This is a genomic window from Variovorax sp. PBL-H6, from assembly GCF_901827155.1.
Lineage (GTDB): Bacteria > Pseudomonadota > Gammaproteobacteria > Burkholderiales > Burkholderiaceae_C > Variovorax.
The window spans coordinates 720,306-745,590 of record NZ_LR594659.1 but is presented as its reverse complement, the minus strand read 5'-3'; the positions used below and the strand labels follow the sequence as shown (position 1 = coordinate 745,590).

Sequence of the window (25,285 nt, the reverse complement as noted above, 5' to 3'; positions counted from 1 at the left end):
CTGGGGGCGAGCTAAAGCCGAAGCCCCTCGAACTCGTTCTTCATCCATTCGATGAAGGCTCGCGTGCGCGCCGGCAGCAGCCGCGCATGCGGGTAGATCAGGCTCACCGGCCGCGGCGCCAGCTCGAAGTCCTCGAGCACGATACGAAGCCGCCCCGCCCCCACCAGCGGAAGCACCTGGTAGGAGAAGAAGAAGCCGAAGCCCATGCCGGCGGCGCAAGCTTCCACCGCCGGCGCGATGTGGTTGAACTCCAGGTTGCCGCGAGCCGCGACCGCAAAAGTGCGGCCGTTGTCGCGGAAGTGCACGGGCGCGCCCGGGTGGACGCGCACGCAGTTGGCGTCCAGCAACTCTCGCGGATGCCGTGGCGTGCCGTGGGTGCGCAGGTAGTCCGGGCTCGCGACCGCCACGCGGCGGATGGTGCCGAGCTGCTGGGCCACCAGCGACGAGTCCTCCAGCGGGCTGATGCGGATGCCGACATCGACGCCCTCTTCCAACAGATTCACCGTGCGGTCGTGCAGCAGCACGCTGCAACGCATCCTGTCGTAGCGCTTCAGGAAACGCACGATGGCCGGCGCCACGTACATGTGACCGAAGAGCACGGGCGCAGTGACGGTGAGCTGCCCGGCGGGCTCGGCCGCCTCCTGGCTCAGTGCCCGGTCGGCGGCGTCGGCCGCAGCCAGCACCTCGCGCGCGCTCTGCAGGTACTGGCGGCCTTCCTCGGTCAGCGAGATGCGGCGCGTGGTGCGGTGGAAGAGGCGCACGCCGAGGTGCGCCTCCAGCGCGGCCAGCGAGCGGACCACCGCGGGCAGTGAGCTCTCGAGCGCATCGGCGGCCTTGGTCAGGCTACCTTGCTCGGCGATCTGCACGAAGGTCTGCATGGCTTTGAGACGGTCCATGGAGCGCAATTAGACCGCACTGCGCAGCAGTGAAATGCAGCCTGCGCCATTACTCCATCTTGCGGATCAAAGAACAATCGCTTCATCCCACACTCGCAGGAGAAAGCCGATGACCGCCGCCCATTCCGCTCGCCCGATGACCGTGTACAGCTCGTCCATTTCCGGCCACAGCCATCGCGTGCGCCTGTTCCTGTCGCTGCTTCGCATCGGGCTGGCGACATGAACGCGCTTGCCTGGCACGAAGGCGAACGCATGCTGCAGGCGCGTGCCGGCATCGCCGAGCGCATGGCGGAAATCGGGCCGCGCGTACTGCGCGACTACATGCCCGAGCAGCACCGTAGCTTCTTCGCACAGCTGCCCTTCCTGGTCGCCGGCAGCCTGGATGGCGAAGGGCGCCCCTGGGCCAGCGTTCTGGCAGCCGCACCCGGCTTTGCCCATTCGCCCGACCCGCGGCATCTGCGGGTCGACGTGCTGCCGCAGGCCAACGATCCGCTCGCAGCAGCGTTGGCGGTCGGCGCGCAAGTCGGTCTGCTCGGCATCGAGCCGCATACGCGGCGCCGCAACCGCTTGAATGGCACCGTCCATGCGCTCGATGCACGGGGCTTTTCGATCGAGGTGGGTCAGAGCTTCGGCAACTGCCCGAGGTACATCCAGGCGCGCGAACCGGTGTTCGTCGGCGGCGCGCCGGCACCGGGCTTCGGGCCGCGTGTGCATGGCCTGGACGCGAAAGCCCGGCGCATGGTGCGTGCGGCCGACACCTTCTTCATCGCCACGGCGCATCCCTCGGCGGCCAATCCACGCTTGCCGGCCGAAGGTGTCGACGTCTCGCACCGGGGTGGGCGCCCGGGCTTCGTGCGTGTCGAAGGCGAAGGCACGTTGACGGCGCCGGACTTCACCGGCAACAGCTTCTTCAACACGCTGGGCAACCTCGCGCTGAATCCGGTGGCCGGATTGCTCTTCGTCGACTTCGAGTCGGGGGACCTGCTGCAGTTGTCGGTGAGAGCCGAGGTGCTGTGGGATGGACCGCAGGTCGAAGCCTTTGCAGGCGCCGAACGCTTGCTGCGGATGGAAGTGCTGGCTGCCCAACATGCCCCGGGCGCGCTGCCGGTTCGCTTCGGGCCGGCGAGCCTCTCGCCCTTTCTGGAGGCGACGGGTCTCTGGCCGGAAGAGCGCTGACGCGATGCGCCCCTCTCAATGGAAGACGGGGATGCGGGCATTGACCGAGGGCCGATAACCCCAGCCGCGCTCGCGCAACGCGGGCAGATCGAGGCCACGCGCCAGCAGCACCTCGACCCCCGCCGCCGCCAGCGTGCAGGCCAGCGCCTGGCCCGGGCAGCCGTGCGGGCCGTGGCCGAAGCCCAGCAAGCGCCGACTGTCGCGGTCGAGCAAGAAACGATCGGGCTGCGCGTTCAGGCGCGGATCGCGGTTCGCCGCCCCCATCACCAGCAGCACTGTGTCGCCTGCCTCGAGGCGCGTCCCTGCCACGGCGGTGGGTTCGGCGACGAAGCGGCGGGTGTTCTGAACCGAAGGGTCGTGGCGTGCCGTTTCCTCCACCAACGGCGCAAGCAGTTCAGGACGGGCGGAGATCGCATCGTTGGCGCCGGGCTCGCGCGCCAGCGCGACCAGGCTGTTGCCCATCAGCCCGGCGGTGGCCTCGCAGGTCTGCGACAAGAGGCCGACGAGGTTGGCCACCAGCGGGTGCGATGCGTCGCCGAGCGCTTGTGCGCGCACTGCCGCCAGGAGGCTGCCCTCACGTGCCGGCCGTGCCGCCACGACGGCTTCGAAGCGCGCCATCAGCGCCGCAGCCGCCTTGCTGGCGCCGTCCAGCTGGGCCTCGGTGGAAAGCGGCGAGAGGCAGGCGATGAAATCGTGCGTCCAGTCCGCAAGAACCGACAGTTCTTCATCCGCGAAGCCCATCAGATGGGCCACGCCCGCGACCGGCCAGGCGAAGCAGGCCTGCGCCACGGTAGAGGCCGGAACCTGCTCCGCAACGCGCCGCATGTCCGCGCGCACGCCGCGCAACTCGAGACCGGCCAACGCTCGCTGCAGCAGGGGCTTGTGAGCGGCATGCGGTGCACCGTCGTTCATGCGCACCAGCCTGCCGAAGAGTTCGCCGGCCGGCGTACCCGCGACAGCGCGCGGCACTGGCTCTGCAGCCGGACGCACCCGCAACGCAGGGTTGGCGAAGGCCTCCTGCAGCACCTCGGCCCGGCTCGCGACCCAGAGGCCCAGGCGCGCGTCGCGCATGAGTGGCGGGCCTTCCCGCAAGCGCGCGTACCAGGCATAGGGGTCGGGATGGGTGACGGCCGCGACGGCGTCGGCGGGCAGGGCAATGTGCGGTTCTTCCATGTGGCGCAGTGTCGGCCTTCTCGCACATCCACACTTCGCTTAGCATCGAACTATGGATGCATCGAATGCCGACACCCACCTGGCGCGCCTGGCCGGCGCAATCGCCGAGCCGGCCCGGGCGCGCATGCTCTGCTGCCTGCTGGACGGCCATGCCCGCACGGCCACCGAGCTGGCGGCGGTCGGCGAGGTCGCGGCCTCCACCGCAAGCGCCCACCTGGCAAGGCTGAAGGAGCAGCGGCTGGTCGAATCGGTGGCGCAGGGCAAGCACCGCTACTTCCGTCTTGCTGGCAGCGAGGTGGCCGCGGTGCTCGAGGGATTGCTGGTGGTGGCCGGCGCGCCGCGCAGCGAGTTCAAGCCGGGCACGCCGAGCCGGCTGCGCGCGGCACGCACCTGCTACGACCACATGGCCGGCACGGCCGGCGTGGCGCTGCACGACCGGCTGCATGCCCAGGGATGGCTGCATGCTACGGCAGGAGGCGACGATTACGAGCTCACGGCCGAGGGCGCGATAGCGCTGGAAAGCCTGGGCATCGACATCGACGGAGCGCGCCGTTCGCGCCGGCGCTTCGCCTGCGCCTGTCTTGACTGGAGCGAGCGGCGACCGCATCTCGGTGGCGCGCTGGGCGCCGCCTGCCTGCAGTTGTCGCTGCGCCGCGGCTGGGTGCGCCAGGCGCTCGACGGCCGCGCGCTCGCGTTGACGCCCAAGGCGCAGCGTGAAATTCCTGAACTGTTCGGGCCTTGACTGGCGCGGGGAGAATCAGTGGCGCCTGCCGGTGCATCTCCAGGCGGGCCCGAGGATGAACCTGCTTCAGCTTTTCAGCTTGAGGATGTAGGTCAGGATGCCGGCCATCGACTGGTCCAGTTCGAGGAAGCCCCGGAAGTCTTTTCCTTCCATCCAGTAGCCGTCCCAGTTGCTGCGCTTGAGGCTTTTCTGCCAGGCGTCTGTGGCGACGGCACGCCGCACGGCGTCGAGCAGCACGGCCTGTCGCTGCACGGGCACCGCCTTGCCGGTGAAGACGCCGCGCCAGTTGGCGAGGTCGGCGTCGACGCCCTGTTGCCGAACCGAGGATACGCCCATGAAGGCATTCTTCGACGACACGCCGATCGCACGGAGCTTGCCGCTTGCGATGTTTTCACTGAATTCGCTGTAGCCGGAGATACCGGCCACGGCCTTGCCCGACTCCACGGCCGACACGACCTGCGCCCCACCCGCAAAGGGCTGGTAGACCAGCGCGGAGGTGTTGCCGGCTGCGCGCGACAGGATGCCCGCGAACATGTGATCGACCCCGCCGGCCGAGCCGCCTGCGATGATGGTGTTGGCCGGATCGGCGCGCATCTTGGCGATCAGGTCCTTGGCCGTCACGATGGGCGAGTCGCCTTTCACCACTACCACCTCGTAATCGCTGGTCAGGCGCGCCAGCGGCGCGATGCGGCTCATGTCCACCGCGGGCTTCTGCAGCGCGACGGCGCCGACCATCACCATGCCGCTCATCAGCACGGCATCGGGGTCGGCGTCGTACTTCTCGACGTAGCGCGCCAGCCCGATGGTGCCGCCCTTGCCGCCGATGTTCTCGTACTCGACCTGCGCCACCGCGCCGGCGGCCGTCATGGCCGCGCCGAGCGCTCGCCCGGTCTGGTCCCAGCCGCCGCCTTCGTTGGCGGGAATGACGATGCGCAGCCGCGGGATCGCAGCGGCAGCGGCTGCGGGGGCGGGCTTCGCGGCCTGGGCCAACACGGATGCCGGCGTCATGCAGGCGGCGGTGGCGGCGGCCGTGGCGGCGAGCCAGGAGTTGAAGATGCGGCGCGTCGAATCAACCATGCGAGTCCTCCCTGACACGTTGTGTCAATTTGTTGCAACGGAGGAATCGTAGCCACGCCCCACGCGGCCGACACGGCGACCGTCACGAAGAAACAGGCGCCGCGTGCCAACAAAATCTCGGAATGGGCTGCGTACCAGGCTACTGGAACGCCACTTCCGCAAAACTGCGCAACTTGCGGCTGTGCAGGCGGCTCGAGCCCTCGCGCCGCAACACGTCGATCGCGGCCATGCCGATGCGCAGGTGCTGCTCGACGCGCTCGCGGTAGAAATGGTTGGCCATGCCGGGCAGCTTGATCTCGCCGTGCAGCGGCTTGTCGCTGACGCACAGCAGGGTGCCGTAGGGCACGCGAAACCGAAAGCCGTTGGCCGCGATCGTCGCGCTCTCCATGTCGAGCGCCACCGCGCGGCTCTGGCTGAAGCGGCGCTGCGGCTGGTTGCCGGGCAGGAGCTCCCAGTTGCGGTTGTCGGTACTCGCCACGGTGCCGGTGCGCATGATCTTCTTGAGCTGGGTGCCCTGCATGCCGGTGACATCGGCCACCGCCTTCTCCAGTGCGAGCTGGATTTCCGAGAGCGCAGGGATCGGCACCCACAGCGGGAGTTCCTCGTCGAGCACATGGTCCTCGCGCACGTAGGCGTGGGCCAGCACGTAGTCGCCCAGCTGCTGTCCCTGGCGCAGGCCGGCGCAATGGCCGAGCATCATCCAGGCATGCGGCCGCAGCACCGCGACGTGGTCGGTGATGGTCTTGGCATTGGCCGGGCCGACCCCGATGTTGACCATGCTGATGCCGCTGCAGTCCTCGCGCACAAGGTGGTAGGCCGGCATCTGCGGCAGGCGCCCGGGCGGCGTGCCCTGGCTGCCGTCGAGCAGCGCGCCGTAGAAGGCGCTCGAGCCGGCCTCCAGTCCGCGGCGCCGCGTGACCACGTTGCCCGGCTCGATGAAGGCGATGTACTCGCTCTTCTCGTCGGCCATCGCCTCCCGCCCCAGACGCACGAACTCGTCGATGTAGAACTGGTAGTTGGTGAAGAGGACGAAGTTCTGGAACCACTCGGGCGCGGTGCCGGTGTAGTGGCGCAGCCGGTGCAGCGAGTAGTCCACCCGCGCCGCGGTGAAGAGCGCGAGCGGCTGCGGCTCGCCGGGCCGTGCTTCGAAGGTGCCGTTGGCGATGCCGTCGTCCATCGCGGCCAGGTCCGGCAGGTCGAAGACATCGCGCATCAGCACGCGCCTCTCTTCGCTCATGGTGCCTTCGATGTGCTCGTTCTCCGCAAACGAGAAGTGGATCGGGATCGGCTGGGTGCTGGTGCCGACCTCGAGCTCGACCTCATGGTTCTCGAGCAGCAGGCGAAATTGCTCGCGGTAGTAGCGCTCGAAGAGATCGGGCCGCGTCAGCGTGGTCTCGTAGCGGCCAGGCCCGGCCACGAAGCCATAGCTCAGCCACGCGTTGGCCGCCGGTGTGCGGCGCGACACGGTGTGGGTGTGCACCCGCACGAAGGGATAGCAGGCACGCACCCGGCCCGGCAGGCTCTCGCCGGCGATGAAGCGCTGCATCGCCTCTCGCAGGTGCGCGAGGCCGCTGTCATAGATAAGCCGTACCTGCTCGAGAACGGCGGCGGAATCGGAAAAGCGGGCCGGGGCGATGAAGGTGGGCATGTAGGGCATGAGACGATTGTGCCGCCTGTGCCCGGCGCTGAATCGCGTCAGTGCTTGGGATCAATGCCCTTGATCGGATCCTTCTTCAGGTCCTTGCCGATCTCGACAACCTTGTCCTCGTTGGCCTGGTCGCGAAACTCGCCAGGCTGCTTCTCTGTGCTCTTCTCCATGTTGTCCTTCACGCTCTCGCGATCGGTCGTTGTCGAGGGGTTCTTCGTCTCCTTCGGGTCCATGGCAGCTCCTTGGTAGGGCCGGTCGTCCGCAGCGAGGCATCGTGCGGATCATTCGGCGCATCGACAGCGTTGCCAAAGCGCCGGTGGCGTGGTGTCAGGCAAGAAGAAGTTCGTGCGTCAGCTACACCGCCCGGTCTTTGAGCGCCCTGGCGGCCCGGCGATAGATCAGGATCATGGCTAAGAGGCCGAAGAGGGACATCATGGTCGCGGTGAGCGCCAGCGCGAACAATGCACCCGGCACGGAATCGTCCGTCGTGACAAGCGCCAGAACGAGGCAAGCGGCCCACAGCGCCCCCCAGCGGAGGATGTAGATGTCCATGTACGTCTTCAGCCAGACGTAGTTGCGGGTCCTGATCGCCGCACGCTCAGGCGCGCTTGCATGCGCCGGCGTCGGCTCCAGGGCGGCCGTGGGCCACCAGAACCGGATCCAGACCGACCCGGCGCGGCTGCCTTGCTGGGAAGGGCTCATTGCACCGAGCCTCTATCCGGGCATCGGTTCCCGCATGGTGACGAACTCCTCGGCGACCGTCGGGTGGATGCCGATGGTGCTGTCGAACACCCGCTTGGTCGCGCCTGCGCGCATCGCGACCGCAAAGCCCTGCACCACCTCGCCCGCATCGGGTCCCACCATGTGCAGGCCCACCACGCGATCGGTGGCGCGCTCGACCACCAGCTTCATGAAGGTGCGCTCGCCGCTTTGCGAGAGCGTGTGGCGCAGCGCCTTGAACTCGCTCGAGAACACCCGGACCTTGCCGAATTTCGCGCGTGCCTCGGCCTCGGTGTAGCCGCAGGTGCCGATGTTGGGATGCGTGAAGACGGCCGTGGGCGTGAACTCGTAGTCCAGTTCGCGCGGTCCTTGGCCGAACAGGGTGTCCACGACCACCATGGCCTCGGCCAGCGCCACGGGGGTGAGCTGCTGCGTCGTCGACACGTCGCCTACCGCGTAGACAGAGGGCACCGAACTGCGGTAGTGCGCATCGACCACCACGCCGCCGCGCTCGTCGAGCTCGACGCCGGCCGCCTGCAGCCCCAGGCCCTCGGTGTTGGGCTTCCGGCCGGTGGCATAGAGGATGACGTCGGCCTCCACGCGCACGCCGCGCGAGAGCAGCGCACACAGTCCGCCGTCGACGCGCGTGATCATGTCGATCTCGTTGTTGAAGCGGATGTCGATGCCGGCACGCCCCATTTCCTTGGCCAGGAAATGGCGCAGGTCCTCGTCGAAGCCGTTGAGCAGGTGCGGCCCGCGGTACAGCTGGGTGACCTGCGCGCCCAGTCCGTTGAAGATGGAGGCGAACTCGCAGGCGATGTAGCCGCCGCCCACCACCAGCAGGCGCTTGGGAAAGGGGTCGAGGTCGAACATCGCGTCCGACACCACCGCGTGCTCGCGCCCCGTGAGCTCAGGCACGAAGGGCATGCCGCCGGTGGCCACCAGGATGTGGCGCGCCGTGTGCTTCTTTTCGCCGATCTGCACGGTGTGCGCGTCGGCGAGGCATGCCCAGCCCTGGATCAGCCTGACGCCCGCGCCTTCGAGCAGGTTGCGGTAGACGCCGTTGAGGCGCGAAATCTCCCTGGCGCGATGGGTCTTCAGCCGGTTCCAGTCGAAGCGCGGGGGGGTGTCGAGCGTCCAGCCGAAGCCGACCGCCTCCTCGAAGGACTCTGCATAGCCCGCTGCATAGCTGTACAGCTTCTTGGGGATGCAGCCTACGTTGACGCAGGTGCCGCCGAGTTCCGCGCATTCGGCCAGCGCCACGCGCGCGCCACGCTGGGCCGCCATGCGTGCCGCGCGCACGCCGCCGCTGCCGCCGCCGATCACGAAGAGGTCGAAGTCGAATGTGCGCATGAAAGCCGCTCCTTGCGGCCGACTGTAGCCGCCCGAAGGAAAGGCTGCCGCCGCAGGTGCTCACACCCGCTTCAGGGCCGATCGAACTGCTGGGCGGAATCGCGCGAGGTCCAGCGCTGCCGCGGATCGCCGCCGCCGGCACGCTGCTGCTGTTGCTGCTGTTGCTGCTGTTGCTGCAAGGCGCGCTGCTGGTGTTCCTGCGCCTGGCGCAGCGTGTTCTGTTGCTGCATCTGGATCTGCTGGACCTGCTGCTGCGCCTGCATCTGCTGCTGTGCGCGCAGGGCCTGCTGCTGTTGCACCTGCTGGAGCTGCTGGGCCTGGGCTTGGGCGGCGCGCTGCTGCATCTCCTGCTGCGCGCGCAGAGCCTGTTGTTGATGTTGCTGTTGCTGTTGCTGTTGCTGCAGCTGGAACTGCTGCTGAGCTTGGGCCTGTGCGGCGCGCTGTTGAAGTTCTTGCTGCTGGCGCAGCGCGTCGCGTTGCTGGATTTGTGGCAGCTGCGGCGCGGGCTGCGGCTGCTGCGCTTGCTGCTGCTGGAAGCGCTGCATCTGCTGCGCTTGAAGCTGCTGCTGCGCCTGGACGGCGCGCTGTTGCAACTGAAGTGTAAGCGTTCCGCGAACCCATCTTTCATCTCACCGTTGAAGCTGCGAACCTCGGGTCTTCGCAATCAACGAACGAGACGAGGTGGACATGGATCGACAGCAGATGGAACGGTGCCTGGAGCAAGTGGCGGCGTATCGTGCCTCTGGCCAGAAGGCGCAGGTATGGGCCGAGGCCAACGGGGTGCCAGCGGGAACGCTGCAAAGCTGGTGCGCACATGCGCGGCGCTGGCAGGCGCGGCTCGACGGCGTCAGCCCTGAGCCCTCGCCAGCCGCCAGGCCGAGCGGCTTCGTGGCCGCCCGCGTGGCGCCTGGTGCCGCATCGACATCGGTGCGCGTCGAATTGAACGTGGGAGGCACCCGGCTCGATCTGCATTGGCCGCTGGCGCACACGCGTGAACTCGCTTCGCTGCTGCGGGAGTTCGGCCGATGATTCGCATCGACGTCATCTGGCTGGCGCTTGGCGCGGCCGACCTGCGCGGGGGCATCGACACGCTGTTGGCCCAAGTGGTGCGCGGCTTCGCGCTGGGCGCGCAAGCCCACCACGCCTACGTGTTTGCCAACCGCCGCGCCGACCGGCTCAAGGTGCTGGTCTACGACGGCGCGGGCATGTGGCTGTGCACCCGGCGGCTGCAAGCGGGCAGCTTCGCCTGGCCGCGCCAGGACACGGGGTCACTTCAACTCACGCGCGAGCAGTTCGACTGGCTCGTCGCGGGCCTGCCGTGGCAGCGCCTGGGCAGCGCGCAGCCGCAGTCGATCACGGTGGTCTGAATGCGCTCGATTCGAGGTCGGGATTTGCGCGTTTGTCTATTGGAGAAAGTCATGCCTCGCGCGCACGCGCGCGCGAGGCATGATGGCGGCCATGCTCGAAGGCCCGGACACCCACACGATCGATGCGCCGGGCGCACTGGATTCGATGCAGGAGCTGCGCGATGTGATCGGGCGCATGCAAGGCGAGCTGAAGTTCAAGCAAACCAGGATCGAGGCGCTGAACTTCGAGATCGCGCGGCTGAAGCGCTGGCGCTTCGGCTCCTCCAGCGAGAGCCTGGAGACGAGCACGCAGGCGGTGCTGTTCGATCAGATCCTGGCCGACACGGCGCTGGAAGACCGCGCCGCCCAGCAAGACCAGAAGCCACCGGTAGCGCCACCCCGGGCCAAAGGCCAGGCGGTGCGCCAGGCGCTGCCGGCGAGCCTGCCGCGCATCGATCACCATCACGAGATCGAGCAGACCCACTGCGAGTGCGGCCAGCCCTTCAAGCGCATCGGCCAAGAAGTCAGCGAGCAGCTCGATTGCGTGCCGGCCCAATTCTTCGTGCTGCGCCATATCCGCGGCAAGTACGCCTGCACGTGCTGCCAGACGATCCAGGCCGCGCCGATGCCCGCGCAGATCATCGACAAAGGCATCCCCGCGCCGGGCCTGCTCGCGCAGGTGGTGGTGGCCAAGCACGACGATCACTTGCCGCTGTACCGGCAGGAAGAGATCTACGCGCGCTCTGGCGTGCACATCCCGCGCTCGAGCATGGCCCAGTGGATCGGCATCTGCGGGGTGCGTCTGGCACCGCTGGCCGATGCACTGAAGGGCTTCATCCTCAGCCACGGTGTGATCCACGCCGACGAGACGCCGGTGTCGCTGCTGGCGCCGGGGCGCGGCAAGACCAAACGGGCCTACGTCTGGGTCTACCGCACGACCAACTTCGTGGCCCAGCGCGCGGTGCTGTTCGACTTCACCGCCAGCCGCGCCGGCGAACATCCGCGGCGCGTGCTGCGAGGCTTCGGCGGCACGCTGGTCAGCGACGATTACAGCGGCTATTTTGGGCTTCAGGCGCAAGGCGTCAGCGCCGCACTATGCTGGGCCCACGCGCGGCGCAAGCTGTTCGAGGCGCACGAGTTCAACGCCAGCCAGATCGCCGGCCAGGCGGTGGCGCTGATCGCAAAGCTGTACGAGGTCGAGCGCGAGGCGCGCGAACTCGAACCCCAGGCACGGTGGCTGCTGCGCCAGCAACGCTCCAGGCCCATCGTCCAGGCCCTGCACCTCTGGCTGACCGGGCAGCGCCAGAAGCTGGCCAATGCCGACGTGACGGCCAAGGCGATCGATTATTCGCTGAGCAATTGGCGCGCGCTCACGCGCTACCTGGACGACGGCGACGTCCCAATCGACAACAACGCGGCGGAGAACGCGGTGCGCCCGCTGTGCGTTGGCCGCAAGAATTGGCTTTTTGTAGGCTCGCAGCAGGCCGGCGAGCGCGCTGGCGTGGTCATGAGCCTGATCGAGTCGGCCAAACTAAACGGGCACGATCCCTGGGCCTACCTCAAGGACGTCTTCGAGCGTCTGCCCACGCTCAAGCAGCGCGACCTCGCGCAGCTGCTGCCGCACAACTGGCGGCCTGCCACCGACATCGCCGTGCCAAACGCGGCGCTCGCCGCCGCCGCGTAGAACCATCCTTCAACACGCCGTCATCGACGGCGCAAGGGTGTCGTTCGCGGAACGCTTACACTGAAGTTGCTGCCGGGCCTGCTGAACTTGCTGCGACTGCTGCAGTTGCTGCGACTGCTGCACCTGCTGGGCCTGTTGCTGCTGCCGCCCCCTCAGGTCGGGCGGCGGCAGCGCGCTCGCCGAACGCCCGAAGCCGCCGGAATGCCGGTCGCCCCGCGCGGGAATCGGCGCGGTGGCGACGATGGGCAATTGCGCCGTGGCGCCCTCCGGCGTGCGCAGGAAGTCGCGGCGCGCAATGGGCCCGCGGCCGAAGATGTCCACCGGTACCAGCGAGAGCGCTCCCGGCGTGTTGCGGTGCAGGTAGTCCGTGCGTGCGAGCTGCCGCTGGTAGGCGATGGCGCGGTTGACCTCGTCCGCGTAGCGCTGACTTGCGCGGTCGCCCGGCCGCCACGCTTCACCGGGCGCGAGCGGGAACCACCCCACGCTCGGGCGCCCGCCGGCCACGACGTTGGCATGGACACCGCCGCCCACGAAGCCGACCAGCGCCGGCGCATACACCGGCCGCGTGTTCGCCCGCCCCGGCACCCAGGCCCAGCGCGGACCGATGCGGGCCCAGCGGCCGTAGTGCGAAGGCGCGAAGCCCCATGGCGCGGCGTCGACCCAGGTCCAGCCCCAAGGGGCGATGTCGACCCACTGGCCGTCGCGGTAGGGGGCCCAATCGGCATCCACGCTGCGCGGGTACCAGACGTTGCCGTAGTTTGCGTCGCTTTGCCAGTCGCCGTAACGGTCGAGCTGCTGGTAGCCCAGCACGTCGCGCGACACATAGCGCGCCGAAATCGACTGGTCTTCCAGCCGATCACGTTCGGCCACCCAGCGGTCGAAAGCATCGCCGGCGCGCACGGCCTCGCCGCTCACCGCCGCCAGCTCGCGCCCCGACACGGTGAGCTGCTGGTGGGCGCCGAGCGCCACCGATTCGCCGTTCTCGCCAAAGAGCGTGAGGCCACCGGCGGCGACCGCCACCCGCGTGGTGCCGGCGGCCGGATCCACCTCGATGCGGTAGTCGCCGGAAGTCTCGATCACCGCCGCCAGGTTGGCCGTGCCAATTTCGAGACGCTGCCCGGCCGGGGCCTCGCGCACCCGCAGCTGCAGGCGGCCCCGGGTCGCGGTGAAGCGCGCGCTGTCGTCGTCGAGCTCGGACACCACCAGCAGCGTCTGGTCGTCCAGGCGCAGGGCGGTCGAATCGACATGCAGTTCGGCCCGCGCGTTGCGATCGGTCCAGAGCCGGTCGCCGGTGGTGATCGGCCTGTTGGGCACCGCGTCGTACCAGGTGTCGTCGCCCGCCGGCGAAAAGCTGACGGTGCCTTGCTGATCGTCCAGGCGGGCCACGCGGCCCGGCGGATCCTGCTGCGCCCAGGCCGCGGCACCCGCGGCGAGCAGCAGCACCAAGCCCAGCAGCCCGCCGAAGGCGCGGCGTGCCACGTGAGACCAGATGCGATGTTTCATGTCCGTTCCTTGGCTGCAGACCCTGCAACGCGCCAGCGTGCGCCGCCGCTGGCATCTGCATTGCAAAGCTTTGGAACTATCCCGCCAGCCGCGCAACGGCGTGTAAGCAAGCGGCTTATCGCACCCTAGTCCGCTCGATCATCGGATGGCTGAGAAAGAAGCGCAGCATCTCGGCACTCGCATCCGGCCCGGTGGGGTCGGTGAAGGAGCCGTCGGCGCTGCCGCCCGCCCAGGCATGGCCGCCGCCATGCAGCAGCCAGTGTTCGACCATGACGGCGCCACGGGCGTCGGCATGGGTCCGGCGGGTGAAGGCGCGGCCACCTTCCGAGCGCCCCCGCATCTCATGCGCCGGTGGGTGATCGCCGCCCGCCAGCAGCCCCGCCACCGCATCCGCCGCCACCTGCTCCCCATTGCGCGGATGTACCGTCTCGTCGGCGTCGCCGTGGAAGACGATGGTCGGTCGCAAGACCTCGCCGCCGCTGGCCTTGCCGGGCCCATTCTTCATCGCGCCGAGCGCCGAGAGGAGGTCGCGCGCCGCGCCGCTCGGCAGGCCCGAGTGCACGCCTACGGCGGCGAAGAGCTCGGGATGGGTCCGGCCCAGGATGTCGGCCATCGAGCCGCCGGCGGACAGGCCGGCCACGCAGACGCGCGCCGGATCGGCCCCGTGCTCCTGCATGACTGCTTGCGTGAGCGCCGCCAGCAGCGCAGGCTCGCCGCGGGCGGCCTGCTGGTGCTGCGGCAGGAACCAGTTCCAGCACTTGCCCGCGTTGGCCTTCTGGGTCTGCGCCGGATAGAGCACGAGAAACCCGAGCTCGGCGGCGACGTGGTTCATCCGCGTGCCGGTGGCGAAGTCTTCCGGGTCCTGGCTGCAGCCGTGCAGCATCAGCAGCAGGGGGCGCGGCCTGCCGGCGCCGCGGGCCGGGATGAAGAGCTTGTAGCCCAGCTCACGGTGCTGGTGCTCGAAATCGCCGTCGAGCCACTGGTCCGGTGCCAAGGGCCGCAGCAGGCCGATGCGCCGCAATGCGCGCGGCACGGCGCGCGTCCAGCGCGCAAGTCGTTCGAGCAGGGATGTCACGGCAAGGGCGGGCAAAAGGGCCGATTGTCGACCCCAGCCCTGCCTGCTTGCCTACTTGTACAGCAGCTGCGGCAGCCACAACCCGATTTGCGGCCAGATGTACAGCAGCAGGATCGCCAGGATCTGGATGCCCATGAAGGGCAGCATGCCCAGGAAGATCTGGTTGAGCGACACATGGGGCGGGCTCACACCCTTGAGGTAGAAGGCGGCCATGGCGACAGGAGGCGACAGGAATGCGGTCTGCAGATTCATTGCCACCAGCAGCCCGAAGAACAACGGGTCGACCCCGAAGTTGTCCAGCAGCGGAATGAAGATCGGCATGAAGATCACGATGATCTCGGTCCATTCCAGGGGCCAGCCCAGGATGAAGATGATCACCTGGCTCAGCACCAGGAACTGGACTTTCGACAGGTTCATGCTCAGAACCCATTCCTCGACCAGCTGCTGCCCGCCGAGCAGCGCGAAGGCGGCCGAGAAAATGGCCGAGCCCACGAACAGCCAGCACACCATGGCCGACGTCTTCGCCGTGAGGAAGACCGATTCCTTGAGCACGCCCAGTGTCAGCCGACGGTAGGCGGCCGCCAGCAGGAAGCCCCCGAGCGCTCCCATGGCGGCCGCCTCCGTCGGAGTCGCCAAGCCCAGCACGATGGACCCGAGCACCGCCACGATGAGGATCATCAGCGGAAAGAACGAGGCCAGCAGCATCTTGAAAATTTCAAGCCGCGCGAAGCTGAGGAACAGGTAGAACAGTGCGGCGAGCGCGCCGAACACCGCGAAGCAGACCCACCACCAGGTGGGCGCGGGCCGTGTAGTGGCGCCCTCGGCGGCCGGCGCAGTGCCTGCCTTCGCGGCGGTTGACGCCACGACACTGCCCGACGGCACCCGCGCCGCGCCGGCACCTGCACCCGGGGGCTCCTGCACGGCGCCGGCACCTGCACCCGGGGGCTCCTGCACGGCGCCGGCGCCTGGCGGCTCGGCGAGTCCGCCCTCGCTCGGCGGCTCCTGCAGCCCGCCCTCCTCCTCGGCGGGCGGCTCCTGCAACCCGCCCGAGGCCGCCTCTGGCGCGCTGCGCCCGGCGCCGATTTCCTGAATCTCGTACTGCTCCACGGCCTCCACCGTGGTCACGGCGCGATAGCTGGTGATCGCCGATAGCGCGAAGAGCAGCCCGGGCAGCAGCACGATGCCGAGCTGGCGCAGCAGGAAGCCGGCGGGCACGTCGGCATTGCGGCGGCCCTTGAGTCCGGCAACCAGGCCCGTGAGCGCATAGCGGCCCGAATCAACCGTGAGCCGTTGCGTCAGCGGCGGCAGCGTCACGGCCCGGTCGGCGGCCGACAGCGGCGGCGCCCAGGCAGGCTTGAGCTTGGCCACGAGAACCACATAGAGCACGTACAGCGAGGCGAGCATCACGCCAGGAAAAAACGCGCCCGCGTAGAGCTGCACCACCGACACGCCGGCGGTCGCGCCGTAAACGATCAGCAGCACCGAAGGGGGGATCAGGATGCCGAGGCAGCCGCCCGCCGTGATCGCCCCCGCGGACAGCGGAATGCTGTAGCCGGCGCGCAGCATGGCCGGCAGCGCCAGCAGGCCCATCAGCGTCACCACTGCGCCCACGATGCCGGTGGCCGTGGCGAAGATCGTGCAGGTCACCAGCGTGGCCACCGCCAATGCGCCAGGAAGGCGCGCCAGTGCCAGGTGGAGGCTCTTGAACAGGGTCTCGATCAGGTTGGCGCGCTCCACCAGATAGCCCATGAAGACGAACAACGGCACTGCGATCAGCACGTCGTTGGCCATGGTCTTGTAGGCCGCCTGCACCATCAGGTCGAGCGTGTGCGTGATGTTCCGGTCGTAGGCGAACCAGGTGAAGATCATGCCCATGCCCATCAGCGTGAAGGCCGTCGGGAAGCCCAGCATGATCGCGACCACCACCAGCGACAGCATCAGCAGGCCGAGGTGGCCGTTGGTGATGGTGTCTGCGCGCAGCAGCATGATCCCCGCCGCGGCGACGATCAGCACCATGAACGACAGGCCGAACCAGAGCTCGCGCCGGATCATTGCCTGGCCTCCTTGGCGACGACCACCGCGTCCAGTGCCCGGATGTCGGCGTCGTCCACGTTCACCATTTCCTTGAGCTTCTCGACGTCCACTTCCTCGACGTCCTGCTCGCGCGAGGGCCACGCGCCGTCGCGAATGCATTGCACGCAGCGCACGATCTCGACGACGCCCTGCAGCAGCAGGGTGACGCCTGCGAGGGGGATGATGTACTTGAACGGATAGAGCGGGATCGGCTCCGCGGAGAAAGTCTGCTCTCGGATCGACAGCGACTCCCCGGCATAGATCCAGCCGGCCCAGGTCAGCGCGACGATGCCCGGCAGGAAGAAGAGGATGTACAGCGTCAGGTCGACGATTGCCTGCGTGCGCGGCCGGAAGAAGCCGTAGAGCACGTCACCGCGCACATGCCCGTTCTTGGCGAGCGTGTAGGCACCGGCGGTCATGAACAGGGTGCCGTACAGCATGATCTGCGCATCGAGCACCCAGGCATGAGGCCGGTTGAGCGCGTAGCGGGAGAACACCTCCCAGCTGATGAGCAGGGTGAGCAGCACGGCGCACCACGCGAAGGTCTTGCCGATCCAGGTCGAGAAACGGTCGACCGCCAACAGAAATGATTGCATTGAGAAACCCAGGCGCGCAGCGCGCGGAAAAAAGGAGGGGCACCGCAGTGCCCCTCGCGATGGCCGATGAAGGTCAGGATTTCTTGGGCTGGCGGCCGAAGTAGTGGTTGTAGGCCATCTTGAAGTCGACGGTGTAGTCGTTGTACCACTGGCCTGCACGCTCCGCGAAGGCTCGCTGGGAGTCCAGCACCTTCTTGAAGGAGGCGTTCTCGGTCGCCTTCTTGGCTACCGTCTTGTCCCACGAGGCGAGCTGCGCGCGCAGGATGGCGTCGGGCGTCTTGTAGAACTTGATGCCGGCCTTCTTCAGCTCGATGTAATCCGCCGAATTGCGTTCGATCGCCTTCCAGCTCATGTCCGCGCTGGCCGCCTGCACGCCGTAATCGATGATCGCCTTCAGCTCGGCCGGCAGCGCATTGAGCTTGGTCCGGTTGAACAGGATCTCGAACTGCTCGCCCGATTGGTGAAAGCTCTGCAGCATGCAATTCTTGGCCACGTCGGGGAAGCCGAGCACGCGGTCGCTGGAGGCGTTGTTGAACTCCGCCGCATCGATCAGGCCGCGGTCCAGTGCAGGCACGATCTCGCCCCCCGGCAGCGGATTGACCGCCGTGCCCATGTCGGTGAACACGTCCACCGCCAGGCCCACGGTGCGGAACTTCAGGCCCTTCATGTCCTCGACCTTGGCCACGGGCTTCTTGAACCAGCCCAGCGGCTGCGTGGGCATGGGCCCGTAGAGATAGGAGGCGACATCCAGGTTCAGTTCCTTGTAGATCTCGTCCAGCAGCGCCTTGCCGCCGCCGTAGTTGTGCCAGGCGAGCACCATGTTGGCATCCATGCCGAAGCCCGGCCCCGAGCCCCACAGCGCGAGTGCGGAGTTCTTGCCGTACCAGTAGGCGACCACCCCGTGCCCGCCATCGAGCGTGCCCTTGGCCACGGCATCCAGCAGCTGGAAGGCCGGCACCACGGAGCCGGCGGGCAGCACCTCGATCTTGAGACGGCTGCCCGCCATGTCGTTCACCTTCTTGGCGAAATCCTGCGCGTATTCGTGGAAGATGTCCTTCGCAGGCCAGGTGCTCTGGAAGCGGAACGACGTGGTCTGCGCCATGCTGACCATGGGCGCGGACATGGCGCCGGCCGCCACGGCTGCGCCCTTGAGCAGGCTGCGGCGGCGGTTCGGTTTGGTGTCGGTCATTGTGTGTGTCTCCGTAGGTGTGACTGGAAAAACCCCAGACCTGCCATCTTTGGACATGTGAACAAGCGTGACAAAGAGGGTTTTCACGAACTGGTGAAAAATCATTGATCGGCTGGTGTGCACCCCCTACGCACTAACCCTGAAACCCTGAGCGACCTTGAAGGAAAGAAAGCCTCATGACTCAAGCAACCCCCATCCCGGCGCGCACGGCCAACTCACTGGCTGGTGAACAGCAGGCCGTCCGGCCCGCCGAGGGCTACGCTGGCGACGTGCTGCCCGAACTGGCCCACGCCTGGATCACGAATGGCGACGCCGTGCTGGTCGACGTGCGCAGCGACGCCGAGCGCGAGTGGGTGGGCTATGTCCCTGGCGCTGTCGGCCTGGCCTGGAAGCAGTGGCCGGGCATGGCCTTGAATCCCGGCTTCGACAGCGGACTGCGCGCTGCCGTGCCGCCCGGCAAGAAGGCCGTGCTGCTGTGCCGCAGCGGCGTGCGCTCGATCGCGGCGGCGCGCCGCGCCACCGAGCTGGGCGTGGAGGCCTACAACATCCTCGAGGGGTTCGAGGGCGACGCCGACGCCGAGGGTCACCGCGGGCGCAAGGGCGGCTGGCGCCTGCGCGGGCTGCCGTGGAAGCAGAACTAGGCGCAGGAAAAGCGTCCGCCCTGCATACGCGCAATTTCTTGTGAGCCGATCGATCGACGGCGTTGCAGCCGCGGCGGGCGGCGGGGCCGCGGCTGCCTGTGCGCTATGCGCTCACTTCAGCGGGGGAATCCGCAGCTTCTGCCCCGGATAGATCTTGTCCGGGTGGCTCAGCATCGGCTTGTTGGCCTCGAAGATCGCGTTGTACTTGTTCGCGTCGCCGTAGTACTTCTTGGAAATGGCCGAGAGCGTGTCGCCCTTCACCACGTCGTGGTACTGCGCCGGGTCGGCTGCGGGCGCGACGAGCTGGTTGTCGACCTTCGTCACATTGGCCACGTTGCCCGCGGCCAGCGTGGCCTTTTCGCTGGCTTCCTGCGAAGGCGCGTTGCCCTTGAGCGTTACCAGGCCTTCGGCGGCGACGTAGGTCACTTCGAGGTTGGTGAGGCCGAGGTTCTGCGTCTCGATGTAGGTCTTGATGGCATCGCCTGCCACCTTGTTGGCATCCGGCTCGGCGGCGTGCGCGGACGAGCCGCCGAAGAGCTTTTCTCCTGCCTCCTTGATGAAACTGAGCAATCCCATGGGTTTCTCCTTGTGCCTTGGTTGAGGGAGGCCCACTGTAACGGCAGGCCGTGACGGCCCCGCGTAGGCGGGCATCGGAACTGCAACCATCGGTCAGGACAAGCCGCAATAATGCCCCGCATGGCATTCCTCGCGATCGACATCGGCAACACCCGGCTCAAGTGGTCGCTCTACGACGCAGCCAGGCCGGGTGCATCGTTGCTGGCGCATGGCGCCGAGTTCCTCGACCACATCGAACGGCTGGCCGACGGGCCTTGGGCCGAGCTGCCGGGGCCCTCGTCGATGCTGGGCTGCGCGGTGGCCGGTGATGCGGTGCGGCGGCGTGCGGAAGAACAGGTCGTCGAGCGCTTCGACTGCTCGCCGCGCTGGGTGGTCTCGAGCGCAGCCGAGGCCGGGATCGTCAACGGCTACGACCATCCGACGCGCCTGGGTGCCGATCGCTGGGTTGCGATGATCGGCGCGCACCACCGCATGCTCGCCCAGGGTCCGGCGCGCCCGATGGTCGTCGTGATGATCGGCACCGCCGTCACGGTGGAGGCGGTGGATGTCCATGGCAAGTTCCTCGGCGGCCTGATCCTGCCGGGCCACGGCATCATGCTGCGTGCCCTCGAGTCGGGCACCGCCGGCCTGCACGTGCCCACCGGCGACGTGCGCGAGTTCCCCACCAACACCAGCGACGCGCTGACCAGCGGCGGCACCTATGCCATCGCCGGGGCAGTGGAGCGCATGGTGCAGCATGTGCGCGCGCACTGCGGGGCCGAGCCGGCCTGCTACATGACCGGCGGCGCGGCATGGAAGATGGCCCCGAGCATGAACGGGAACTTCGAGCTGGTGGACAGCTTGATCATGGATGGGCTGCTGGCAATCGCGCAGGAGCGCCTGCTGGCGTCCTGATGACTTGGAGCCGGAAGTGCCACGCGTTTTCGTCGCCGCCCTGCTCGCTTCGGTGCTCGCCCTCGGCGCCTGCACTGTTCCCGCCCCGCGCACCGTTGCCTCCGCGCCCACCCGCCCCGCGAGCTGGGGCCCGCCCGAGGCGCTGGTGGCGCCCTCCTCCTTCTCCGGCGTCCACGGCCTCGCAATCGACCGCCAGGGCCGCCTGCTCGCCGGCACGGTGGTCGGCAGCCAGCTATGGGCCGTCGACCGCGGCACCGGCGCGGCGCGCGTACTGATCGACGCGCCCGATGGCCAGGCCGACGACATCGCGATCGGCCCGCACGGCGAGCTCGCCTGGACCAACTACCTGACGGGCATGGTGCGCCTGCGCGAGCACGACGGCGCGCCGATGCGCGTGCTCGCCAAGGACCTGCCCGGCATCAACTCGCTCGATTTCGACCGCCGCAACGGCAAGCTCTACGCCTCGCAGGTCTTCCTCGGCGATGCACTTTGGGAGATCGACGTTGCCGGCCAGAAGCCGCCGCGCCTGATCAGGAAGGACATGGGCGGCTTCAACGGCTTCGAGGTGGGGCCGGACGGCCTGCTCTACGGCCCGCTCTGGTTCAAGGGCCAGGTGGTGAAGATCGATCCGGCCGATGGCAGGCTCACGGTGATCGCCGAGGGCTTCCAGGTCCCGGCCGCTGCCAACCTCGACGGCAAGGGCAATCTCTGGGTGGTCGACGCCCGCAGCGGGGAGCTGGTGCGCATCGAGCTCGCCAGCGGGCGCAAGACGGTCGCGAAGCGGTTCAAGCCCTCCCTCGACAACCTCGCGATCGCGCCCGAGGGGACGATCTACGTCTCGAACATGGCCGACAACTCGATCGAGGCCTTCGAGCCCGAGACCGGCACCTCCCGACTGCTGACCGGCGGCAAGCTCGCGGTGCCGGCCGGCCTCAAGATCGATGGCGACTCGCTCTTCGTGGCCGATGTCTTCGGCTTCCGCGAGGTCGATGCGCAGACCGGCGAGGTGCGCGACATCTTCCGCATGCAGCGCGATCCGGAGCTCGAGTACCCGTTCGGCGTGGGGCTGTCGGCCTCGCGCATCGCGCTGTCCTCCTGGTTCACCGGATCGGTGCAGGTGGTGGACCGCAAGACCTTCCAGACCACCGCCGTGCTGCACGGCCTCAAGGCGCCGGTGGATGCGATCCCGATGGCCGACGGCAGCCTGCTCTACGCCGAGATCGCCACCGGCAGCGTGACGCGTGCGAGCGGCCCGAAGTTCGAGACCCGGCAGCTGATCGCCAGCGGACTGGGCGGGCCGGTGCAGATGGTGCTGGGCCGCGATGGCGCGCTCTACCTGACGGAGGCCGCTGGCAAGCTCACGCGCATTCCGCTGGATGCCAGCGCGCCGCTGCGCGTCGTCGCCAATGGCCTGGCGCTGCCCGAAGGCCTGGCCCAGACGCCCTGGGGCAGCTTCATCGTCGCGGAGAGTGCGGCGCGGCGGCTGGTGGAGATCGACCCTGCGAACGGCACGCGCCGCACCGTCGCCGAGAACCTGCCGATCGGCCTGCCCGGCGGCGCGGGCCTGCCGCCCTCGTATGTGCCGACAGGCGTGGCGGTGGGCGCCGACGGCACCATCTACCTGTCGGCCGACCGCGACAACGGGCTCTATCGAATTCGGCCGCAGCGCTGATTGACGGTGCTGATCTTCATCCTCTGGGTGGGTGGCCTGACCGGGCGCGCACTGGATGAGCCCAAGGCAGCAGGCGCGCCTTGACAAGCGTCGTCGATCAGGCGCCACCGGCGCGCCCGGGCCGCGCTTCCACGAACATCGACAGATCACTACCTCATCAGCAGCGGCGAGAAGATGTGGATCACCAACAGGCTGCAGGCCGACTGGCACTCGTTTCGCGCTTCATTTCGTACGTTGCCGTTGGATTGAGGCTGGAGCCGGGGCGTCGTCCCGGCAGCCGAGTCACTTTCTTTTGCTTCGCCAAAAGAAAGTAACCAAAGAAAAGGCGACCCCACTGGCCGCGACCCTCCGCTTCGCTACGGGCAACCTGCGGTGCTCGCTTTTCGCGGGGTCCGCGCAAACTCGCCTGCGGCTCAAACACGCGCGGCCCTTTTTCCGCGAAAAGCTGCGCTCCTCGGCGCGGCCAGAGGGGATTTGAACTCCAACGCGCCATGGCGCGTACTTGTGTGGAATGCAGTTTGACGTGAGCTTCTGGCCCTTGCTCATGCTGACACTCACGCACACGCACACGCACACGCACACGCACGTGCTTCTGCTTTGCTTCTGCTCGCTTGTGCTCATGCTCATGCTCATGCTCATGCTCATGCTCATGCTCATGCTCATGCTCATGATCGTGCTCTGCTCTGCTCTGCTCTGCTCGTGCTCGTGCGCTGGCGCATGCACTGCCACACGCGCATGCTCTTGCACTTGTTCAAGGCCTCGCGCAGCGAGGCCGTTGTTGGCCGAGCTAAGCGATGGCCCGAGCGGTTCCCCATCCCCTCTGCGCGTGCCGAGGAGCGGAGCTTTTCGCGGATCAGGGCCGCGCGTGTTTGAGCGCAGCGAGTTTGCGCGGACCCCGCGAAAAGCGAGCACCGCAGGTTGCCCGTAGCGAAGCGGAGGGTCACGCGCAGTGGGGTCGCCTTTTCTTTGGTTACTTTCTTTTGGCGAAGCAAAAGAAAGTGACTCGGCCGCCGGGACGAACCCCCGGCTCCAGCCCCCGAACAAGCGCAACGTACAAACAGAAGACCAGTACCCTCATCCAGCCCTCTCCCAAAGCGAATGGGAGAGAAAGAGGGAGAAGTGACCCAAGCCCGATACGTGGAAGTCCGTACAGTACCGGTCAGCCAGCAGTCAGCCGCCCCCGACGACCCTCGTAGGGTTCACTACGAGGATCGAGACAATGCGTATCAAGAGTCAGGCTGACTTCTATTCGGGAGTCATGTTCACTGTGGTCGGAGGGAGCTTTGCCATCGGCTCCACCAGCTACAACATCGGAGACGGCGCCCGCATGGGCCCCGGCTATTTCCCGCTCATGCTGGGCATCCTGCTGGCCATCCTCGGCGCCGGCATCATGTTCCAGGGCCTGGTCATCGAAACAGCCGACGGCGAGAAGATCGGCAAGTGGGCATGGAAGCCGCTGGCTTTCGTGCTCGGCGCCAACCTCGCGTTCGGCGTGCTGCTCGGCGGCCTCCCCTCCATCGGCCTGCCAGCCATGGGCTTGATCATCGCGATCTACGCCCTGACGATCATCTCCAGCCTGGCCGGCGCACATTTCAAGCTGCGCGACGTGCTGGTGCTCGCCACCATCCTGGCGGCCGGCAGCTACGTGGCCTTCATCTGGGCGCTCAAGCTCCAGATCCAGGTCTGGCCAACCTTCATTTCCGGCTGAGGACGACAACGCCATGGACCTGATCCACAACCTGGCGACCGGCTTCGGCGTCGCCTTTACCTTCACCAACCTGCTGTATTGCCTCGTCGGGTGCATCCTGGGCACGCTGATCGGCGTGCTCCCCGGCATCGGCCCGGTGGCGACCATCGCCATGCTGCTGCCGGCCACCTACGCGCTGCCACCCGTATCGGCCCTCATCATGCTCGCGGGCATCTACTACGGGGCGCAGTACGGCGGCTCCACCACCGCCATCCTGGTCAACCTGCCAGGTGAATCGTCCTCGGTGGTGACCTGCATCGACGGCTACCAGATGGCCCGGCAGGGACGCGCAGGGCCCGCGCTCGCGGCAGCCGGGCTGGGCTCCTTCTTCGCAGGCTGCGTCGGCACGCTGATCCTGGCCGCCTTCGCGCCGCCACTGACCGAGCTCGCCTTCAAGTTCGGCCCGGCCGAATACTTCTCGCTGATGATCCTGGGCCTGATCGGCGCCGTGGTGCTGGCCTCCGGCTCGCTCCTCAAGGCCGTGGCGATGATCGTGCTGGGCCTGCTGCTGGGCATCGTCGGCACCGACGTGAACTCGGGCGTGGCGCGCTTCAGCTTCGACATCCCCGAGCTGACCGACGGCATCGGCTTCGTGGTGATCGCCATGGGCGTGTTCGGGTACGGCGAGATCATCGGCAACCTCTCGCAGCCCGATGACGAGCGCGAGGTGTTCACCTCCAAGGTCAAGGGCCTGTGGCCCACCAAGGAGGACTTCAAGAACATGGCGCCTGCAGTGCTGCGCGGCACCGCGCTGGGCTCGGCGCTGGGCATCCTGCCCGGCGGTGGCGCGCTGCTGGCGGCCTTTGCGGCCTATGCGTTGGAGAAGAAGATCAAGATGCGCCCCGGCGAGATCGCCTTCGGCAAGGGCAACATCCGCGGCGTGGCCTCACCCGAGTCGGCCAACAACGCCGGTGCCCAGACCTCCTTCATCCCGCTGCTGACGCTGGGCATCCCGCCCAACGCGGTGATGGCGCTGATGGTGGGCGCGATGACCATCCACAACATCCAGCCCGGCCCGCAGGTGATGACCAGCAACCCGGAGCTCTTCTGGGGCCTGATCGCCTCGATGTGGATCGGCAACGCGATGCTGATCATCCTGAACCTGCCGCTGATCGGCATGTGGATCAAGCTGCTGACGGTGCCCTACAAGTTCCTGTTCCCGGCCATCGTGCTGTTCTGCGCCATCGGCGTGTACTCGACCAACAACAACACCTTCGACGTGTGGATGGTCGCGATCTTCGGCTTCATCGGCTACACCTTCCTCAAGCTGCGCACCGAGCCGGCACCGCTGCTGCTGGGCTTCATCCTGGGGCCGATGATGGAAGAGAACCTGCGCCGCGCGCTGCTGCTGTCGCGCGGGACCTGGAGCGTGTTCGTGTCGCGGCCGCTGTCGGCGGGGTTGCTGGTTGCGGCGCTGCTGCTGCTGGGGATCGTGCTGCTGCCTTCGATCAAGGCCAAGCGGGAAGAGGCATTCGTGGAGGATTGAGCGAACTTGCAGACCACG

Annotated in this window: 24 protein-coding genes; 10 read left to right on the top strand and 14 right to left on the bottom strand. The window is 67.8% G+C overall.

Annotation, left to right across the window (positions count from 1 at the left end):
- Positions 1–11 precede the first annotated feature (11 nt).
- Positions 12–896, bottom strand: a complete 885-nt coding sequence (locus G3W89_RS03670) for a LysR family transcriptional regulator (RefSeq protein ID WP_162572821.1) — start codon at positions 894–896, stop codon at positions 12–14.
- A 219-nt stretch (positions 897–1,115) separates the two neighbouring features.
- Between G3W89_RS03670 and G3W89_RS03660 the strand changes: the two genes are divergently transcribed.
- Entirely contained in the window at positions 1,116–2,072 is a 957-nt protein-coding gene (locus G3W89_RS03660; RefSeq protein WP_162572820.1) for a pyridoxamine 5'-phosphate oxidase family protein, read from the top strand.
- 15 nt (positions 2,073–2,087) lie between these two features.
- Here the strand turns inward: G3W89_RS03660 and G3W89_RS03655 are convergent, their stop codons facing one another.
- On the bottom strand, positions 2,088–3,245 hold the full coding sequence (locus tag G3W89_RS03655; RefSeq protein ID WP_174258231.1) for a cytochrome P450: 1,158 nt from the start codon (positions 3,243–3,245) through the stop codon (positions 2,088–2,090).
- Positions 3,246–3,297: 52 nt separating this feature from the next.
- Between G3W89_RS03655 and G3W89_RS03650 the strand changes: the two genes are divergently transcribed.
- Complete coding sequence (locus G3W89_RS03650) at positions 3,298–3,987, top strand: ArsR/SmtB family transcription factor (protein ID WP_162572819.1); 690 nt, start codon at positions 3,298–3,300, stop codon at positions 3,985–3,987.
- 66 nt (positions 3,988–4,053) lie between these two features.
- Here G3W89_RS03650 and G3W89_RS03645 read toward each other — a convergent pair whose 3' ends face one another.
- The 6 genes from G3W89_RS03645 to G3W89_RS33610 form a co-directional block, all read right to left on the bottom strand.
- Positions 4,054–5,064: a Bug family tripartite tricarboxylate transporter substrate binding protein gene (locus tag G3W89_RS03645; RefSeq protein ID WP_174258230.1), complete on the bottom strand. Its 1,011-nt coding sequence runs from the start codon at positions 5,062–5,064 to the stop codon at positions 4,054–4,056.
- Between the two features lie 139 nt (positions 5,065–5,203).
- Positions 5,204–6,721: an AMP nucleosidase gene (locus G3W89_RS03640; RefSeq protein ID WP_162572818.1), complete on the bottom strand. Its 1,518-nt coding sequence runs from the start codon at positions 6,719–6,721 to the stop codon at positions 5,204–5,206.
- 38 nt (positions 6,722–6,759) lie between these two features.
- Positions 6,760–6,945 (bottom strand): hypothetical protein, encoded by a 186-nt coding sequence (locus G3W89_RS03635; RefSeq protein WP_162572817.1) that lies wholly within the window; start codon positions 6,943–6,945, stop codon positions 6,760–6,762.
- A gap of 121 nt (positions 6,946–7,066) precedes the next feature.
- Positions 7,067–7,414, bottom strand: coding sequence for a hypothetical protein (locus tag G3W89_RS03630; protein WP_162572816.1), 348 nt, complete (start codon positions 7,412–7,414; stop codon positions 7,067–7,069).
- Between the two features lie 12 nt (positions 7,415–7,426).
- Complete coding sequence (gene gorA / locus G3W89_RS03625) at positions 7,427–8,785, bottom strand: glutathione-disulfide reductase (protein WP_162572815.1); 1,359 nt, start codon at positions 8,783–8,785, stop codon at positions 7,427–7,429.
- Between the two features lie 71 nt (positions 8,786–8,856).
- Positions 8,857–9,378, bottom strand: a complete 522-nt coding sequence (locus G3W89_RS33610; protein ID WP_443083146.1) for a hypothetical protein — start codon at positions 9,376–9,378, stop codon at positions 8,857–8,859.
- Between the two features lie 94 nt (positions 9,379–9,472).
- Between G3W89_RS33610 and tnpA the strand changes: the two genes are divergently transcribed.
- From tnpA to tnpC, 3 genes are all read left to right on the top strand, one after another.
- Positions 9,473–9,814: an IS66 family insertion sequence element accessory protein TnpA gene (gene tnpA / locus G3W89_RS33605; protein ID WP_014386446.1), complete on the top strand. Its 342-nt coding sequence runs from the start codon at positions 9,473–9,475 to the stop codon at positions 9,812–9,814.
- Positions 9,811–10,152 (top strand): IS66 family insertion sequence element accessory protein TnpB, encoded by a 342-nt coding sequence (tnpB, locus tag G3W89_RS03610; protein WP_014386445.1) that lies wholly within the window; start codon positions 9,811–9,813, stop codon positions 10,150–10,152. Before tnpA ends, tnpB begins: the two co-directional genes overlap by 4 nt.
- Positions 10,153–10,297: 145 nt before the next feature.
- Entirely contained in the window at positions 10,298–11,815 is a 1,518-nt protein-coding gene (gene tnpC, locus G3W89_RS03605; protein WP_059153614.1) for an IS66 family transposase, read from the top strand.
- Positions 11,816–11,824: 9 nt separating this feature from the next.
- Here the strand turns inward: tnpC and G3W89_RS03600 are convergent, their stop codons facing one another.
- The 5 genes from G3W89_RS03600 to G3W89_RS03580 all read right to left on the bottom strand — a co-directional run bounded on the left by G3W89_RS03600 (position 11,825) and on the right by G3W89_RS03580 (position 18,251).
- Positions 11,825–13,318 carry a DUF6600 domain-containing protein gene (locus tag G3W89_RS03600; protein WP_162572812.1) on the bottom strand — a complete coding sequence of 498 codons (1,494 nt, stop codon included), beginning with the start codon at positions 13,316–13,318 and terminating at the stop codon, positions 11,825–11,827.
- Between the two features lie 115 nt (positions 13,319–13,433).
- Positions 13,434–14,393 carry an extracellular catalytic domain type 1 short-chain-length polyhydroxyalkanoate depolymerase gene (locus G3W89_RS03595; RefSeq protein ID WP_232076301.1) on the bottom strand — a complete coding sequence of 320 codons (960 nt, stop codon included), beginning with the start codon at positions 14,391–14,393 and terminating at the stop codon, positions 13,434–13,436.
- 51 nt (positions 14,394–14,444) lie between these two features.
- Positions 14,445–16,445 (bottom strand): TRAP transporter large permease, encoded by a 2,001-nt coding sequence (locus G3W89_RS03590; protein WP_162572810.1) that lies wholly within the window; start codon positions 16,443–16,445, stop codon positions 14,445–14,447.
- Positions 16,442–17,062 (bottom strand): TRAP transporter small permease subunit, encoded by a 621-nt coding sequence (locus G3W89_RS03585; RefSeq protein ID WP_162572809.1) that lies wholly within the window; start codon positions 17,060–17,062, stop codon positions 16,442–16,444. The genes G3W89_RS03590 and G3W89_RS03585 overlap by 4 nt, the downstream gene beginning before the upstream one ends.
- 73 nt (positions 17,063–17,135) lie before the next feature.
- Positions 17,136–18,251 carry a TRAP transporter substrate-binding protein gene (locus tag G3W89_RS03580; RefSeq protein WP_162572808.1) on the bottom strand — a complete coding sequence of 372 codons (1,116 nt, stop codon included), beginning with the start codon at positions 18,249–18,251 and terminating at the stop codon, positions 17,136–17,138.
- A gap of 176 nt (positions 18,252–18,427) precedes the next feature.
- On the opposite strand from G3W89_RS03580, the gene G3W89_RS03575 reads away from it, so the two are divergent.
- Entirely contained in the window at positions 18,428–18,892 is a 465-nt protein-coding gene (locus tag G3W89_RS03575; protein WP_162572807.1) for a rhodanese-like domain-containing protein, read from the top strand.
- A gap of 111 nt (positions 18,893–19,003) precedes the next feature.
- On the opposite strand, the gene lysM is transcribed toward G3W89_RS03575, so the two are convergent.
- On the bottom strand, positions 19,004–19,468 hold the full coding sequence (lysM, locus tag G3W89_RS03570; RefSeq protein ID WP_162572806.1) for a peptidoglycan-binding protein LysM: 465 nt from the start codon (positions 19,466–19,468) through the stop codon (positions 19,004–19,006).
- A 120-nt stretch (positions 19,469–19,588) separates the two neighbouring features.
- Here lysM and G3W89_RS03565 point away from each other — a divergent pair, with 120 nt between their 5' ends.
- The 4 genes from G3W89_RS03565 to G3W89_RS03550 all read left to right on the top strand — a co-directional run bounded on the left by G3W89_RS03565 (position 19,589) and on the right by G3W89_RS03550 (position 25,267).
- Complete coding sequence (locus tag G3W89_RS03565) at positions 19,589–20,362, top strand: type III pantothenate kinase (RefSeq protein WP_162572805.1); 774 nt, start codon at positions 19,589–19,591, stop codon at positions 20,360–20,362.
- A 16-nt stretch (positions 20,363–20,378) separates the two neighbouring features.
- Positions 20,379–22,034, top strand: coding sequence for a Vgb family protein (locus tag G3W89_RS03560; RefSeq protein WP_162572804.1), 1,656 nt, complete (start codon positions 20,379–20,381; stop codon positions 22,032–22,034).
- Between the two features lie 1,219 nt (positions 22,035–23,253).
- Complete coding sequence (locus tag G3W89_RS03555; protein ID WP_162572803.1) at positions 23,254–23,742, top strand: tripartite tricarboxylate transporter TctB family protein; 489 nt, start codon at positions 23,254–23,256, stop codon at positions 23,740–23,742.
- Positions 23,743–23,755: 13 nt separating this feature from the next.
- Positions 23,756–25,267, top strand: coding sequence for a tripartite tricarboxylate transporter permease (locus G3W89_RS03550; RefSeq protein ID WP_162572802.1), 1,512 nt, complete (start codon positions 23,756–23,758; stop codon positions 25,265–25,267).
- Positions 25,268–25,285: the final 18 nt, after the last annotated feature.

Coding starts and splice junctions, on each gene's coding strand:
- G3W89_RS03670 (WP_162572821.1), bottom strand. CDS start 896: ATGGACCGTCTCAAAGCCATGCAGACCTTCGTGCAGATCGCCGAGCAA.
- G3W89_RS03630 (WP_162572816.1), bottom strand. CDS start 7,414: ATGAGCCCTTCCCAGCAAGGCAGCCGCGCCGGGTCGGTCTGGATCCGG.
- G3W89_RS03565 (WP_162572805.1), top strand. CDS start 19,589: ATGGCATTCCTCGCGATCGACATCGGCAACACCCGGCTCAAGTGGTCG.
- G3W89_RS03635 (WP_162572817.1), bottom strand. CDS start 6,945: ATGGACCCGAAGGAGACGAAGAACCCCTCGACAACGACCGATCGCGAG.
- gorA (WP_162572815.1), bottom strand. CDS start 8,785: ATGCGCACATTCGACTTCGACCTCTTCGTGATCGGCGGCGGCAGCGGC.
- G3W89_RS03590 (WP_162572810.1), bottom strand. CDS start 16,445: ATGATCCGGCGCGAGCTCTGGTTCGGCCTGTCGTTCATGGTGCTGATC.
- G3W89_RS03555 (WP_162572803.1), top strand. CDS start 23,254: ATGCGTATCAAGAGTCAGGCTGACTTCTATTCGGGAGTCATGTTCACT.
- tnpC (WP_059153614.1), top strand. CDS start 10,298: ATGCAGGAGCTGCGCGATGTGATCGGGCGCATGCAAGGCGAGCTGAAG.
- lysM (WP_162572806.1), bottom strand. CDS start 19,468: ATGGGATTGCTCAGTTTCATCAAGGAGGCAGGAGAAAAGCTCTTCGGC.
- tnpA (WP_014386446.1), top strand. CDS start 9,473: ATGGATCGACAGCAGATGGAACGGTGCCTGGAGCAAGTGGCGGCGTAT.
- G3W89_RS03655 (WP_174258231.1), bottom strand. CDS start 3,245: ATGGAAGAACCGCACATTGCCCTGCCCGCCGACGCCGTCGCGGCCGTC.
- G3W89_RS03640 (WP_162572818.1), bottom strand. CDS start 6,721: ATGCCCTACATGCCCACCTTCATCGCCCCGGCCCGCTTTTCCGATTCC.
- G3W89_RS03660 (WP_162572820.1), top strand. CDS start 1,116: ATGAACGCGCTTGCCTGGCACGAAGGCGAACGCATGCTGCAGGCGCGT.
- G3W89_RS03550 (WP_162572802.1), top strand. CDS start 23,756: ATGGACCTGATCCACAACCTGGCGACCGGCTTCGGCGTCGCCTTTACC.
- G3W89_RS03650 (WP_162572819.1), top strand. CDS start 3,298: ATGGATGCATCGAATGCCGACACCCACCTGGCGCGCCTGGCCGGCGCA.
- G3W89_RS03585 (WP_162572809.1), bottom strand. CDS start 17,062: ATGCAATCATTTCTGTTGGCGGTCGACCGTTTCTCGACCTGGATCGGC.
- G3W89_RS03575 (WP_162572807.1), top strand. CDS start 18,428: ATGACTCAAGCAACCCCCATCCCGGCGCGCACGGCCAACTCACTGGCT.
- G3W89_RS03600 (WP_162572812.1), bottom strand. CDS start 13,318: ATGAAACATCGCATCTGGTCTCACGTGGCACGCCGCGCCTTCGGCGGG.
- G3W89_RS03645 (WP_174258230.1), bottom strand. CDS start 5,064: ATGGTTGATTCGACGCGCCGCATCTTCAACTCCTGGCTCGCCGCCACG.
- G3W89_RS03580 (WP_162572808.1), bottom strand. CDS start 18,251: ATGACCGACACCAAACCGAACCGCCGCCGCAGCCTGCTCAAGGGCGCA.
- tnpB (WP_014386445.1), top strand. CDS start 9,811: ATGATTCGCATCGACGTCATCTGGCTGGCGCTTGGCGCGGCCGACCTG.